This is a genomic window from Modestobacter lapidis (assembly GCF_054780755.1).
This window is the reverse complement of sequence record NZ_BAAGVS010000003.1, coordinates 105,579-118,502: the sequence shown is the minus strand read 5'-3', so window position 1 is coordinate 118,502 and position 12,924 is coordinate 105,579. Positions and strand designations below refer to the sequence as shown.

Sequence of the window (12,924 nt, the reverse complement as noted above, 5' to 3'; positions counted from 1 at the left end):
CGGCCGACGCTATCCCCGCGGCACCGGACCCGCCCTCCCCAGGGGCCGAAATCGCGACTTCGGCCCCTGGGAGGGTCAGGGACGGCGGAGGACGTGCCCCCCGCCGTCGGTCCACCGGCCGCGCAGCCGCAGCAGCGGGTCGCCGTCGCCCAGCACCGGCACCGCCTCCACCGACAGCAGCGCCAGCACGTGGCTGCCGGCCGGCACCAGCGAGTCCAGCCGGCAGTCCAGCGCGGTCAGCGCCCCGTCCAGCACGATGGCCCCGCTGTGCGGCGCCCGGTGCCAGGGCACCGACTCGAGCAGGTGCCGGGCGCTGGGCCGCCCGGCGGAGGAGAACCGGCTGGCCAGGATCGCCTGCCCGGAGGTGAGCACGTTGATCGCGCACGTTCCCACGGTCTCCAGCACCTCGGCCGGATAGCCCTCGGCGGCCAGGCCCACCGCGATCAGCGGCGGGTCGGCCGAGACGCTCATCACCGAGGTGACCGTTGTCCCGACGTCGTCGATGTCGTCCTGGACCGTCATGAGCACGACGCCGGCGGCGTAGTGGCGCAGGGCGGCGGTGTACTCGGTGGCGTCGACCGGCATGGCGGCCAGTCGACCACAACGGACAGGATGGCCGGGTGACCTCTCCCGACCAGACCTACGACGTAATCGTGCTCGGCGCCGGCTCGACCGGCGAGAACGTCGCCGACGTCGCTGTCCGCGGCGGGCTGAGTGCGGTGCTCGTCGAGCCCTCGCTGGTCGGTGGTGAGTGCTCGTACTGGGCGTGCATGCCGAGCAAGGCGCTGCTGCGCGGCAGCGAGGCGATCGCCGCCGCACGCGCCGTGCGGGGCGCCGCGGCCGCCGTCACCGGCGAGCAGGACGTCGCGGCGACCCTGGCCAGGCGCACCGCCTTCACCTCCGACTGGGACGACACCGGCCAGGTCGAGTGGGTCGACAGCACCGGCATCGGCCTGGTCCGCGGCCGTGGGCGGCTGGCCGGGCCCAGGCGGGTGGTCGTCGACCAGGACGACGGCAGCGAGATCACGCTCGCCGCGCGGCACGCGGTCGCCGTCTGCACCGGGTCGCGCGCCGCGGTGCCGCCGGTCGACGGCCTGGCCGACGTCCGTCCGTGGACCTCGCGGGAGGCCACCAGCGCGCCGGCGGCGCCCGGTCGGCTGATCGTGATCGGCGGCGGCTACGTGGGCTGCGAGATGGCCACGGCCTGGCAGCAGCTCGGCTCGTCGGTGACCCTGCTGCAGCGCGGCGGGCAGCTGCTGCCCGGCCTGGAACCCGCGGCCGGGGAGGCGGTGCTCGCCTCGCTCCAGGGGCTCGGCGTCGACGTCCGGCTGCACACCGAGGTGCGGTCGGCCCGCCGCGAGGGCGCGGAGGTCGTCGTGGGTACCGGCGAGGGAGAGGTGTGCGGCGACGAGGTGCTGGTGGCCACCGGGCGGGCTGCCGACACCGGCGACCTGGGTCTGGACACCGTCGGCCTCGAGCCGGGCGGGTACCTCGACGTCGACGAGTCGCTGCGGGTTCCCGGGGTGGCCGACGGCTGGCTGTACGCCGTCGGCGACGTCAACGGTCGCCGGCAGCTCACCCACATGGGCAAGTACCAGGCCCGCCAGGCCGGCGCCGCGATCGTGGCCCGCGCCCGCGGCGAGGAGGTCGACCTGGCCGACTGGTCACCGTTCGTGGCCACCGCCGACCGGCGGGCCACGCCCAGCGTCGTGTTCACCGACCCGCAGGTCGGCTCGGTGGGGTTGACCGCGGCGCAGGCGGCCGAGGCCGGCCTGCCGCACCGGGTCGTCCAGTACGACCTCGGCAACATCGCCGGGGCGTCCCTCGTCGCCGACGACTACGCCGGGACGGCGATCGCGGTCGTCGATCCCGAGCGGGAGGTGCTGCTCGGGGTCACCTTCATCGGCCCGGGGGTGGCCGAGCTGCTGCACTCGGCGACCATCGCGGTCGTCGGCGAGGTGCCGATCAGCCGGCTCTGGCACGCCGTCCCGTCCTACCCGACGATCAGCGAGGTCTGGCTTCGCCTGCTCGAGGCCTATCGCGACTGAATCCTTCGGGGGTGCAGCCGGGCGGTGTGGGTTCGGCCACGGTGCCCCGTCCCCGCTGCCGCCGGACGGGACGGCGTGGTGCAGTAGGGACGTGCAACCGGGAAGTGACCGACGTACGTGGCAGCGCTACTACGCGCTGGGGGACTCCTTCACCGAGGGGCTCAGCGACCCCGACCCCGGCCGGCCCGACGGATACCGCGGTTGGGCCGACCGGCTCGCCGGGCACCTCGCCGCCGCCGCCCCGGACGGCTCGATCGAGTACGCCAACCTCGCCGTCCGCGGCCGGCTGCTGCCCCAGGTGCTCGCCGAGCAGCTGCCGGTCGCCCTGACCGCCCGCCCCGACCTGGTCAGCCTGGTCGCCGGCGGCAACGACCTGCTGCGGCCCGGCGGCGACCCCGACCAGCTGGCCGCCGATCTCGAGGCCGCGGTCGTGTCCTTCCGCGAGGCCGGCGCGGACGTCCTGCTGGCCACCGGGGTCGACCCGCGGCAGACCCCGATCATCCGGCGGACCCGGGGCCGGGTCGCGGTGTTCAACGCCCACCTGTGGTCGATCGCCGCCCGGCAGGGCGCGGTGGTGCTCGACCAGTGGGGCGCCGCATGGATCCAGGACGCCCGGCTGTGGGACGCCGGCGACCGGATCCACCTGACCGCCGAGGGGCACCGCCGGACGGCGCTGGCCGCGGCCGCGGCGCTCGGCGTGCCGGTCGCCGGGGACGGCACCGACTGGCGGCAGCCCCTGGAGCCCGCGCCGCCGCTGCCCACCCGGGAGGTGGTCGCCCAGGAGCTGGCCTGGGTGCGCGGGTTCGTGCTGCCGTGGATCGGGCGCCGGCTGCGTGGGCGGTCGTCGGGGGACGGCCGGGCCGCCAAGCACCCCTTGCCCGCGACCGTTCGGGCCGAGGTCACCGCCGTCGGCTGACCACACCGCCGCCGGTGCGTTCCTCGGAACCGGGCGCGCCGGGCGGGTCAGCGCGGGTCGGCGCCGCCGTCATCGGTGTCCTCGGCGGGCTGCTGGGTCGACGCCGGCTCGGCCGGTTCGCCCGGCGCGGTGAGGTCCGCGGGTGCGGAGACCACACCGAGATCCCGGGCGGGCAGCGGTGCCGGGCGGCCGAAGGCGTAGCCCTGTGCCATCGCGCAGCCGTGGTCGAGCAGCCAGCGTGCCTGGTCGCCGTCCTCGATGCCCTCGGCGATGACCTGCAGCCCCATGCCGGCGCCGAGCTGCAGGAGGCCCTGGACCAGGGCGGCGGTCGCCGGCTCGGCGACGACGTCGGCGACGAAGGAGCGGTCGATCTTCAGCGTGTGGATCGGCAGCCGGTGCAGGGCGCTGATGGCCGAATAGCCGGTGCCGAAGTCGTCCAGCGCCAGCGTCACGCCGCTCTCGGTCACCGCGCCGACCGACTGCAGGGTCGCCTCCGCGGCGAAGAGGGCCGTGGACTCGGTGATCTCCAGCTCCAGCCGGTGCGCCGCCAGCCCGGAGTCGGCGAGCGCGTCGCGGACCAGGTCGGCGAAGCCGGGCTCGGCCAGGTGCCGGGCGGAGATGTTGACGTGCACCCGCAGGTTGTCGTCCCAGTCGGCGGCGTCGCGGCAGGCCCGGTACAGCACCCACTCGCCGAGCCGGGAGGTGAGCCGGTTGTCCTCGGCGGCGGAGAGGAACGCCCCCGGCGGCAGCAGCCCGCGGGTCGGGTGCTGCCAGCGGATGAGGGCCTCGTAGCCCAGCAGGCGCTCGTCGGACAGCGCCACGATCGGTTGGTAGAACAGCCGCAGCTCGTTGGCCTCGACCGCACGGCGCAGGTCGGTCTCCAGCTGGAGCTGGTCGATGTCACCATCGGTGAGGGCCTCGTCGTGCACCTCGATGCGGCCGCGGCCGCCGCTGGCCTTGGCCCGCGCCAGCGCGCTGTGCGCCTGGCGCAGCAGCGCCTCCGGGGCCAGGTCGCAGCCCAGCGTCACCCCGACGCTGGCGGACAGGGTGACCTCGCGGTCGTGCACCTGGAAGGGCTCGTCCAGCACGCCGAGCAGCCGGTCGGCCAGCGAGCGCAGCGCGTCGACGTCCTCGACCTCCTCGGCCAGCACGAGGAACTCGTCGGCGCCGAAGCGGACGGCCATGTCCTCGACCCGGGTGCTCCAGCGCAGCCGGTCGGCGACCTGGCAGAGCAGCTGGTCGCCGCCCTCGTGGCCGAGGGAGTCGTTGACCGCGGTGAACCGGTCGAGGTCGAGGTGCAGGACGCCGACGGTGGTGCCGCGGCGGCGGCTGACCGCCAGCGCGTGCTGCAGGCGCTCGGTGAGCGCGCGGCGGTTGGGCAGCCCGGTGAGCGGGTCGGTGAAGGTGCGGAGGACGAGATCCTCCTCGGCCCGGCGGCGGTCGGTCACGTCGACCAGCGAGAGCAGCACGAAGTGCGGTTCGCCCGTCGTCCGACGGACGACCTCGCGGCTCTGGTGCACCCACAGGGTCTCGCCGTCGGCGCGCTGCAGACGCCGCTCGCCGACGATCTCCAGCTGCGGGTCGATCAGCGGCCGACCGGGGGTCGGCTCCAGGGCGAGGTCCTCGAGCGGCACGTCGTCGGGGTGGCTGAGCAGGTCGAGATGGCGGCCGACGAGGTCGTCGGCGCTGCGTCCGGTGAGCGTGCAGAACGCGGGGTTGACGACGAGCATGCGGCCGTCGACGTCCACCACGGCCTTGCCGATCGGGGCGGAGAGGAAGAGGGCCCGGAAGACCTGACCCCGGTCGGCCAGCAGCAGGTCGGCCGCGCGCAGTCGCTTCCCGGTGACCGTGCGGAGCGGCCCGGGGGCCCTCGGCGGGGTCTGCGGGTTGGAGAGCGTCACCGGGACAGGGTGGCCCATCGAGGGCCACCGACCGGGGAACCTGCGCCGCACCGCCGTGTTCGTGCCGTCACTCGCAGTCATTGACTGCCGGAGGAGGCGGGCGTGCGGAGCCCGCCACCTCCGAGCGCGGTCAGTCCCCGACGGTGACGCCCGGGGAGAAGGCGACGTAGCCGGCGAAGTCGGCGCCGACCCGCTCGACCGCCGAAGGCTTGAGCTGCGGGTAGCTCCAGGCGCCGTCCCTGGTCGTCCCGTTCGGCGTGACGACGTCGAAGTACTGGGCGGCGCCCTTCCACGGGCAGGTGTAGGCGGTCGGGCTCTCGCCGAGCGCCCCCGGGGTGACCGCCGCCGGCGGGAAGTACCAGTTGCCCTCGATCCTGATCAGCTGGTCCTCGGTCGCCTCGGCGATGACCGTGCCGTCGATGGTCGCGCGCATGGGGGTGCCCCTCTCGTCATCGGGATCGTGTCCGAGGGCACAACCACCGGCGGGCCGGAGATCGTCCCGCGGGAATCCGCCGTCCCTCGCCGGCGCTGGAGGACGGCATGAGTGGTGTGCGGAAACGGATCGGGTTCCTCTCCTTCGGGCACTGGCAGCCGATCGCCGGCTCGCAGGTGCAGACGGCGCGCGATGCCCTGGTGCAGACCGTCGAGCTGGCCGTGGCCGCCGAGGAGCTCGGCGTCGACGGCGCGCACGTCCGGGTGCACCACTTCGCCCGGCAGCTGGCCGCACCCTTCCCGCTGCTGGCCGCGATGGCCGCCCGGACCTCGCGCATCGAGCTGGGCACCGGCGTGATCGACATGCGGTACGAGAACCCGCTGTACATGGCCGAGGAGGCCGCCGCGGCCGACCTGCTGGCCGACGGGCGGCTGCAGCTGGGTGTCAGCCGGGGATCACCGGAGACGGCGCTGCGCGGCGCGCAGGCGTTCGGGTACGTCCCGGCCGAGGGCAGTGACGACGGCGCCATGGCGCGGGAGCACACCGCGCTGTTCCGGGCCGCGATCAGCGGAGCGGCCGTCGTCGACGCCGACCCGAAGATGACCGGCGGGGTACGCGGGCGGTTGCCGATCCAGCCCCAGTCGCCAGGGCTGGCCGACCGGATCTGGTGGGGGTCGGGCACCCGCGCGACGGCGGTCTGGGCCGCCGAGCAGGGCATGAACCTGATGAGCAGCACCCTGCTCACCGAGGACACCGGCGTGCCCTTCGACGAGCTGCAGGCCGAGCAGATCGACCGGTTCCGTGCCGCCTGGGCCGATGCCGGCTGGGAGCGCGAGCCGCGGGTGTCGATCAGCCGGAGCGTCATGCCGATCACCAGTGACCTGGACCGGCAGTACTTCGGGGCGAAGAGCGGCGAGGACCAGGTCGGCTACCTGGAGGGCGCCCGTTCCCGGTTCGGGAAGAGCTACGTCGGTGAGCCCGACCAGCTGGCCGAGGAGCTGGCCAAGGACGCCGCCGTCCGGAACGCCGACACGCTCCTGCTCACCGTGCCGAACATGCTGGGCGTCGACTACAACGCCCACCTGCTGGAGACGATCGTCGCGCACGTCGCTCCGGCCATCGGCTGGGAGCGGGCGCAGTAGCCATCCGTCGCGGGGGTGGCCCTGGTCACCCATCCCCGTGTCGGCGGCACCCTCGGGCGCTTCCGCCGGAGGAACGGGAGACAATGGCCCGGTGCACAGAGGCAGGAACGTAGACCCCGGAATCGCCCGCTCGTGGCTGCTCGTGAACGGCGCCCGCACCGAGCTGTTCGACACCGCGCACGACTCGCGTGCCGACCAGGTCATCCTGGACATCGAGGACGCGGTGGACCCGGCGCGCAAACCCGCCGCCCGCGCCGACGTCGTGGAGTACCTGACGTCCGGCGACAAGCGTGCGTGGGTGCGGATCAACGACCGGTCGACGGAGTTCTGGACCGGCGACGTGGCCGCCCTCGCCGGGCTGCCCGGCCTGGCCGGCGTGATGCTGGCCAAGACCGAGGCCGCCGAGCACGTCACCGAGACCTTCGACCGGCTGGGTGGCGCCACCCCGGTGCTCGCGCTGGTCGAGTCGGCGCTGGGCATCGAGGAGGCCGTCCGGATCGCCTCGGCCCGCGGTGCCTTCCGGCTGGCGTTCGGCAGCGGCGACTACCGCCGCGACACCGGCACCAGCGCCGACGACCTGGCGATGGCCTATCCGCGCTCACGGCTGGTCATCGCCAGCCGGGTCGGCGGGCTGCCGGGCCCGATCGACGGCCCGACCGTGAGCACCAGCCACCCGATCCTGCGCGAGCAGTCGGCGCTGACGGTCTCGCTGGGGCTGACCGGAAAGCTGTGCCTGGACATGGAGCAGCTGCCGGTGATCAACGAGGTGATCAGCCCGGCGCCGTCCGACGTCGCCTGGGCACGCGACTTCCTGGCCGACTTCGACGCCCGCGGCCAGGTCATCCGGGACGGCAGCGACCTGCCCCGGCTCGGCCGGGCCCGCAAGATCGAGAAGCTCGCCACCGCCTTCGGCGTCGAGCCGGTCTGATCTGCGCCGGCGGCCCGTCCGCTGGCCCCGGACCCCGCTGACCGCCGGTCAGCGGGGTCCGCTGCTGTTCGCGGTCGTGCGGCTCACTGGCCCATCGACATCTGGGACGCCGCACTCTGCTGCGGCGGCCACACCGGCTCCTTGACGTGCGGCAGCAGGAAGCCGTGCAGTTCGGTGCCCGGGTCCGCGACGCAGGAGCGCTCGTGCTCACCGTCGCTGACCGTGTAGTGGATGCGGCCCTGCTCGTAGGCGTACTGCCAGGCGCACGTGATCGTGGCCACGGGGGTCATCGGTGGTCCTCTCCGTCGAGGAACGGGAGCTGCTCCGCTGCGCTCCAGCCAAGCATCACCCGTTTCCGGCGGCGGCGCCGGACCTCGTTCACCTGCCGGACATCTGGGACGGTCAGCATGCTGGCCATGACGGCGAGCCTGTACGTGACCGGAACCCACGTGGCCTCGGTGGCGCACGACCCGTTGCGGAACGGGCGCGACCTCGACCGGGCGGTGCAGTTGTCGCACGCCGTGGCGCGGCCGGTGGTCGACGGGCTGGCCGACTCCGCGTGCGGGGTGCTGGTCACCGCGATCGCCGATCTGGACTGGCAGATGGTCTGGGGCGTGCCGCGCTGCGAGGAGTGCCACCGGATCGTGGGCTGACGCTCCGGTGAGCATCGCAGGGAGCGCCGGCGACCGAGGAGCGGAGCCGGTGCGGAAGGCGACCGTGGGCATCGTGGGCTGAGCCGGCACCCTCAGGCCAGGGAGACGCCGTCCAGGTAGTACCAGCGGCCCTCCTCGCGGACGAAGCGGCTGTTCTCGTGCTGGGCGCCGGCCACCCGGTCGACGACGTGGTGCGCGCGGAACTCGACGGTGCCCTCGGCCGCCAGGAGCGTGCCGCCGGTCGTGCCGAGGACGTCGAGGCCGGTCCAGCGCACGTTCGGGTCCAGCTCGAGGGTCCGCGGGCGGGTCGACGGGTGCCAGGTGGCGAGCAGGTGCCCGGCATCGCCGACGGCGAAGGCGCTGTAGCGCGAGCGCATCAACTGCTCGGCCGTCGCCGCCTGCGCCGTGCCGTCGTGCAGCCGGCCGCAGCACTCGGCGTAGGGCAGGCCGGTGCCGCAGGGGCAACGTCGGGGAGCCATCCGGCCAGTGTGCCCGGGTGGGCCGGACGCCGTCTCCGGCCCACCCGGGCCGGTCAGCCGAGCTTGGCCCTGGCGTGCTCGCTGAACTGCCGCATCTCCGCTACCGGGCCGATCTCGAGGAAAGTGGTGTCCTCGTCCATCACGGCCGTGTGCCCGGCCGGCCAGTAGTAGGCATCGCCGGCCCGGGTCACGGTCTCGGCGCCGTCCGCGCCGGTCACCCGCACGGCGCCGGAGAGCACGATCCCCCAGTGCGGGCTCGGACACCGGTCGCCCGGCAGCCCGACCAGCACCGGGCCCATGTCCGTCCCGGCGGGGACGCGGGCGAAGCGCACGGCCATGTCCCCCCACTCCGTGTAGCGGGTGACGAGGTCGCCCGCCTGCAGTTCGATCGGCAGGTCGTCCAGCGCGCCGTTCATGGTGGTGTCCCTTCGTCGGATCGGACTCCGGTCGGCGACCGGTCACCCTGCAGGCGGAACAAGTCGTGTCCCGGTGGGGAGATCGGGCCTCGCGTGCGCGCCGCCGGCGGCCATTAGGCTCGGGCGCCTCGGTGGCGGAGGTGCGCATGGTGGCGAGCGGACCCGGTCACGACGTCGTCCCCGGCCCGGAGGCGGCGCTGGCCAGAGGCGACTGGGCCACGGCGCGCCACCTGCTGCGCGCGGAACACGGACGGCGACTGCTCGACCCGGCCGAACTCGACACGCTGGCCCGGGCCGCCTACGGCGCCGGTGAGCTGGAGGAGGCGGTCACCGCCTGGGAGGAGCTCTACGCGCGCTGCCGGCGCGGTGGCGACGACGCCGGGGCGGCTGCTGCGGCGGCCACCATCGCCGTGTACCTGATGATGGATACCGGACTGATGGCGCCGGTGCGGGGCTGGCTGGCCCGCACCGACCGGCTCCTGGCCGACCTGCCGGAGTCGCCCACCTCCGCGCTGGCCGCGATGGCGCACACGTACGAACGGTTCATGTGCGGGGACATGGCGCAGGCGCGGAGCTGGGCGCGTCGCGCGGTCGAGGCCGGCACCCGCCAGGGCGTCGCCGTCGCCACCGCGCTCGGCCACGTCGCCACCGCCCGGATCACGATCCTCGATGGTGCCGTCGAGGAAGGGCTGGCGCTGCTCGACGAGGCAGCCCTCAGCGTGGCCTCCGGCGAGCTCGATGCCCTCTCCGCCGGGATGGTCTACTGCGAGCTCATCTGCGCCATGCAGGGCCTCGCCCAGTACGACCGGGCCGAGCAGTGGACCCAGGCCATGGACCGGTGGCGCACCGGCACCGCGTTCGGGGGCATCAACGGCCGGTGCCGGGTGCACCGTGCCGAGATCCTCCGGTTGCGCGGTTCCTGCGTCGCAGCCGAGACGGAGGCGCTCGGCGCCTGCCGGGAGCTCCGCCCCTGGCTGCGCCGCGAGTTCGGCTGGCCGCTCACCGAGCTGGGGACGATCCGGCTGCGCCTCGGCGACCTGCCCGGTGCCGAGGAGGCCTTCCTGGAGGCGCACGAGCACGGGTGGAGCCCCCAGCCCGGGCTGGCGCTGCTCCGCCTGGCCCAGGGCGACGTCGCCGTCGCGGCCGCGCTCGTCGCGGATGCGCTGGAGCACCCGTGCCCGGTGCCGTCGAAGGAGTGGCCGCCCTACGGCGCGCTGCGGTGCGCGCCCCTCCTCGCAGCGCAGGTGGAGATCGCGGTCGCGGCCGGCGACCTGCCGACCGCCCGGACAGCCGCGGCCCGCCTGACCGGTACGGCCGGGACGTTCCGCAGCGCCGCGCTGCACGCCACCGCCGCACTGGCACGTGGCCGGGTCGCGCTGGCCGGCGGGGACGCGGGTGCGGCCCTCGTGGCCGGCGAGGAGGCCCTCGCCGGATGGGGCGAGATCGGCGCCCCGTACGAGGTGGCCGTCGTCCGGCTCCTGCTGGCCGACGCCCAGCGTGCGCTCGGGCGGGATGTCCGGGCCGACCTGGAGGAGCGGGCCGCTCGCGCCGCGCTCGACCGCATCGGGGCGCGGTTGCCGGCAGCGCCGCTCGCACCCGCGCCGCCGCCTCCGGGCGACGCAGCCACCGTGTTCCGGCTCCAGGGGGACATCCGCACGGTCGGCTTCGCCGGCCGCGTGGTCCTGCTCCAGGACCTGAAGGGCATGCGGTACCTGGCGCGGCTGCTCGCGGCACCCGATCGCGAGTTCCATGTGCTCGACCTGCTGGCCGGTGAGCACGGGGCCGCGCCGCTGGAGGGCGGCGGGGACGCCGGGCCGGTGCTCGACGCGCAGGCGCGGGCCGCCTACCAACGCCGGCTCGCCGAGATCGACGAGGACATGGACGAGGCCGTGGCCCGCGGTGACGACGAGCGGCTGGCGCTCGCCAGGGCCGACCGTGAGTACCTGGTCCGGGAACTGGCGGGGGCCTTCGGGCTGGGGAGCCGCCGGCGGGCGATGCAGTCGCCCGCCGAGCGGGCCCGGGCCAGCGTCTGCCGGGCGCTGCGGTACGCGGTCACCCGGATCGCCGAGCACCACCCGCAGATGGCCGACCACCTGCACCGGACGGTGCGCACGGGCACGTACTGCAGCTACGTTCCCGACCCCCGGCTGCACGTGCACTGGGAGCTGTGACCCCGAGCGCGCCCGGCAGTGTCCCGGCAGGGATCGAACCTGCGACCAAGTGCTCAGCAGCTGCCCGAGCCCGTGCGCTGCGCCCATCGACCTGGCCCGGGACCCTTGACCTGCAGGTTCGAGCGCAGTGCCCGCAGTCATCTCGTCACTGGTTCCAGGACCGCAACGCGGCCAGCGGCCTCAGGAAGAGGCCGCTGGCCGCCTCGGTCACAGGGCTGGGGGCTCGTGTAGGGAGGGCGATCGTTCCTGGGTACCGGGCGCTCCGGCGGGTGAAGCTGGATCGTGGCGCCCACCGTGGTATCGACGATCCGCTATGGTGGTGGCGTGTCGGTCATCGACTCTGCGGGCAGTCTGGTGCGTGAGGCGCGTCGTCGTGCGGGCATGACGCAGACCCAGCTGGCGGACCGTGCCGGAATCACCCAAAGCGTCGTCAGCGCGTACGAGTCGGGGCGCCGCGAGCCCTCGTTGCCGGTTCTGCTCAGCCTCATCGCTGCCACCGGCCACTATCTCGAGGGAAGCTTGGCCGCGGCCGACCCGGGACAGTCGGCGGCCTTGTCGGGTCCGCTGGGGCGGCGGGTCCGCCGGCACCGCACGAGGATCAGGACCATCGCCGCGTCCTACGGCGCCGGCCACGTGCGGGTCTTTGGCAGTGTCGCGCGGGGGAGCGAGCGCGCAGACAGTGACGTCGACCTACTGATGGACCTGCCTGACGACATGGGCCTGTTCACCCTTGGCCGACTGCGTCGCGACCTCGAGGACCTGCTGCAGGCTCGCGTCGACGTGGTGCCCTCCGGCGGGCTCAAGCCCGGGGTGCGCGAGCAGGTCGAGGCCGAGGTCGTGGCACTGTGAGCCGGCACCAGCGCCAACGGTTGCTGGACGTGCAAGCCGCCCTCGATGCGATCGAGGCCCATGTCGACCGGGGAGATCTCTCCGACGGCCTGATCTTCGACGCGGTGCGCGTACGGCTCATCGAAATCGGCGAGGCGGTCAAGGCGCTACCGCGCGAGCTCGTCGACACCGAGCCCGGGCTGCCGTGGATGGAGATCGCCCGGATGCGCGACCAGCTGGCCCACCGCTACTTCGACACCACGCACGCCATCGTGGCGAGCACTGTCACCCACGACCTGCCTCAACTCGGGCAGGCGGTGGCGCGCCTCCTCGATGTCGCCGGTGGCCAATGATCCAACGCCGCCGGTGACCGTCGCGGGGGCGGGTGCGGTGACCGGCGAATGGGCGGTCGAGCACAGGCACCAGGCACTGATCCGCACGGTGACGGCAGGCAGTCGGCTTCTTACTCCCGACACCAGTTGAGTGGGAGGGCGCGTGCGTTCGATCTCTTCGCCCGGGATCCTGCCGAGCCTGTGGACCGAAGGTCTTCTGCCCACGAGCGACCCGTCACGACGTCCGGACCAGCCTCGATGGCACCAGGGTCGGGGCAGGCACTTCCCTCGACAGCAGGAGAGCGGCGCGCCATCTTCGCTCGTCGAAGGCTCATCCGAGCGCGCCCGGCAGAGCGCGCCCGGCAGGGATCGAACCTGCGACCAAGTGCTTAGAAGGCACCTGCTCTATCCACTGAGCTACGGGCGCTCACGGCACGCATCATCCCATCGGTCCCGCTGACGAGTCCGGTGCCGTGGCCGCACCGGTCGTCAGCGTCGCCAGATTTCCTCCGTCCGGGGTGGCCGATCCCTGACGACAGGCTGGACACCGCGCAGGGTGACCCGCTCCACGGCCCTTCGTGCGGCGCCATCCACAGCGGCGGACGTCGTCCACAGCTGCGTTCCAGGCCCGCCCGATGGACCTGGCGGAGCCCAGGGTGGTCGGCACCGGCACCGCC

The 12,924-nt window shown here is 74.2% G+C and carries 14 protein-coding genes and 1 tRNA gene; 8 read left to right on the top strand and 7 right to left on the bottom strand.

Annotation, left to right across the window (positions count from 1 at the left end):
- Positions 1-75 precede the first annotated feature (75 nt).
- The gene (locus tag ACYVG5_RS05590) at positions 76-585 is read right to left on the bottom strand and encodes a flavin reductase family protein (protein ID WP_222045670.1); all 510 of its coding nucleotides are present in this window, start codon (positions 583-585) and stop codon (positions 76-78) included.
- Positions 586-620: 35 nt separating this feature from the next.
- Here ACYVG5_RS05590 and ACYVG5_RS05585 point away from each other — a divergent pair, with 35 nt between their 5' ends.
- Both ACYVG5_RS05585 and ACYVG5_RS05580 read left to right on the top strand, forming a co-directional pair.
- Entirely contained in the window at positions 621-2,048 is a 1,428-nt protein-coding gene (locus tag ACYVG5_RS05585) for a dihydrolipoyl dehydrogenase family protein (protein ID WP_222045668.1), read from the top strand.
- Positions 2,049-2,139: 91 nt separating this feature from the next.
- The gene (locus tag ACYVG5_RS05580) at positions 2,140-2,964 is read left to right on the top strand and encodes an SGNH/GDSL hydrolase family protein (protein WP_222045665.1); all 825 of its coding nucleotides are present in this window, start codon (positions 2,140-2,142) and stop codon (positions 2,962-2,964) included.
- Positions 2,965-3,011: 47 nt separating this feature from the next.
- On the opposite strand, the gene ACYVG5_RS05575 is transcribed toward ACYVG5_RS05580, so the two are convergent.
- Positions 3,012-4,865 carry a putative bifunctional diguanylate cyclase/phosphodiesterase gene (locus tag ACYVG5_RS05575; protein WP_460683017.1) on the bottom strand — a complete coding sequence of 618 codons (1,854 nt, stop codon included), beginning with the start codon at positions 4,863-4,865 and terminating at the stop codon, positions 3,012-3,014.
- Between the two features lie 130 nt (positions 4,866-4,995).
- The gene (locus ACYVG5_RS05570) at positions 4,996-5,298 is read right to left on the bottom strand and encodes a DUF427 domain-containing protein (RefSeq protein WP_222045661.1); all 303 of its coding nucleotides are present in this window, start codon (positions 5,296-5,298) and stop codon (positions 4,996-4,998) included.
- 107 nt (positions 5,299-5,405) lie between these two features.
- Here ACYVG5_RS05570 and ACYVG5_RS05565 point away from each other — a divergent pair, with 107 nt between their 5' ends.
- Together ACYVG5_RS05565 and ACYVG5_RS05560 are read left to right on the top strand one after the other, a co-directional pair.
- Positions 5,406-6,440 carry an LLM class flavin-dependent oxidoreductase gene (locus ACYVG5_RS05565; RefSeq protein ID WP_246629625.1) on the top strand — a complete coding sequence of 345 codons (1,035 nt, stop codon included), beginning with the start codon at positions 5,406-5,408 and terminating at the stop codon, positions 6,438-6,440.
- Positions 6,441-6,531: 91 nt separating this feature from the next.
- Positions 6,532-7,368, top strand: coding sequence for an HpcH/HpaI aldolase/citrate lyase family protein (locus tag ACYVG5_RS05560; protein ID WP_222045659.1), 837 nt, complete (start codon positions 6,532-6,534; stop codon positions 7,366-7,368).
- Positions 7,369-7,451: 83 nt separating this feature from the next.
- Here the strand turns inward: ACYVG5_RS05560 and ACYVG5_RS05555 are convergent, their stop codons facing one another.
- Entirely contained in the window at positions 7,452-7,658 is a 207-nt protein-coding gene (locus ACYVG5_RS05555; RefSeq protein WP_222045657.1) for a hypothetical protein, read from the bottom strand.
- Between the two features lie 126 nt (positions 7,659-7,784).
- Here ACYVG5_RS05555 and ACYVG5_RS05550 point away from each other — a divergent pair, with 126 nt between their 5' ends.
- Positions 7,785-8,021 (top strand): hypothetical protein, encoded by a 237-nt coding sequence (locus tag ACYVG5_RS05550; protein ID WP_222045655.1) that lies wholly within the window; start codon positions 7,785-7,787, stop codon positions 8,019-8,021.
- A gap of 92 nt (positions 8,022-8,113) precedes the next feature.
- Here the strand turns inward: ACYVG5_RS05550 and ACYVG5_RS05545 are convergent, their stop codons facing one another.
- Together ACYVG5_RS05545 and ACYVG5_RS05540 are read right to left on the bottom strand one after the other, a co-directional pair.
- Positions 8,114-8,500 (bottom strand): YchJ family protein, encoded by a 387-nt coding sequence (locus ACYVG5_RS05545; RefSeq protein WP_222045653.1) that lies wholly within the window; start codon positions 8,498-8,500, stop codon positions 8,114-8,116.
- Between the two features lie 53 nt (positions 8,501-8,553).
- Complete coding sequence (locus tag ACYVG5_RS05540; protein WP_222045651.1) at positions 8,554-8,916, bottom strand: cupin domain-containing protein; 363 nt, start codon at positions 8,914-8,916, stop codon at positions 8,554-8,556.
- Positions 8,917-9,062: 146 nt separating this feature from the next.
- Between ACYVG5_RS05540 and ACYVG5_RS05535 the strand changes: the two genes are divergently transcribed.
- The 3 genes from ACYVG5_RS05535 to ACYVG5_RS05525 all read left to right on the top strand — a co-directional run bounded on the left by ACYVG5_RS05535 (position 9,063) and on the right by ACYVG5_RS05525 (position 12,268).
- Complete coding sequence (locus tag ACYVG5_RS05535; RefSeq protein WP_222046356.1) at positions 9,063-11,087, top strand: transcriptional regulator; 2,025 nt, start codon at positions 9,063-9,065, stop codon at positions 11,085-11,087.
- Between the two features lie 324 nt (positions 11,088-11,411).
- The gene (locus tag ACYVG5_RS05530) at positions 11,412-11,936 is read left to right on the top strand and encodes a helix-turn-helix domain-containing protein (protein WP_460683016.1); all 525 of its coding nucleotides are present in this window, start codon (positions 11,412-11,414) and stop codon (positions 11,934-11,936) included.
- Positions 11,933-12,268, top strand: coding sequence for a HepT-like ribonuclease domain-containing protein (locus ACYVG5_RS05525; protein ID WP_222045647.1), 336 nt, complete (start codon positions 11,933-11,935; stop codon positions 12,266-12,268). The genes ACYVG5_RS05530 and ACYVG5_RS05525 overlap by 4 nt, the downstream gene beginning before the upstream one ends.
- A 333-nt stretch (positions 12,269-12,601) precedes the next feature.
- Here ACYVG5_RS05525 and ACYVG5_RS05520 read toward each other — a convergent pair.
- Positions 12,602-12,674: transfer RNA gene (locus tag ACYVG5_RS05520), tRNA-Arg, on the bottom strand.
- Between the last annotated feature and the right edge of the window lie 250 nt (positions 12,675-12,924).

Coding starts and splice junctions, on each gene's coding strand:
- ACYVG5_RS05540 (WP_222045651.1), bottom strand. CDS start 8,916: ATGAACGGCGCGCTGGACGACCTGCCGATCGAACTGCAGGCGGGCGAC.
- ACYVG5_RS05570 (WP_222045661.1), bottom strand. CDS start 5,298: ATGCGCGCGACCATCGACGGCACGGTCATCGCCGAGGCGACCGAGGAC.
- ACYVG5_RS05590 (WP_222045670.1), bottom strand. CDS start 585: ATGCCGGTCGACGCCACCGAGTACACCGCCGCCCTGCGCCACTACGCC.
- ACYVG5_RS05565 (WP_246629625.1), top strand. CDS start 5,406: ATGAGTGGTGTGCGGAAACGGATCGGGTTCCTCTCCTTCGGGCACTGG.
- ACYVG5_RS05550 (WP_222045655.1), top strand. CDS start 7,785: ATGACGGCGAGCCTGTACGTGACCGGAACCCACGTGGCCTCGGTGGCG.
- ACYVG5_RS05545 (WP_222045653.1), bottom strand. CDS start 8,500: ATGGCTCCCCGACGTTGCCCCTGCGGCACCGGCCTGCCCTACGCCGAG.
- ACYVG5_RS05555 (WP_222045657.1), bottom strand. CDS start 7,658: ATGACCCCCGTGGCCACGATCACGTGCGCCTGGCAGTACGCCTACGAG.
- ACYVG5_RS05535 (WP_222046356.1), top strand. CDS start 9,063: ATGGTGGCGAGCGGACCCGGTCACGACGTCGTCCCCGGCCCGGAGGCG.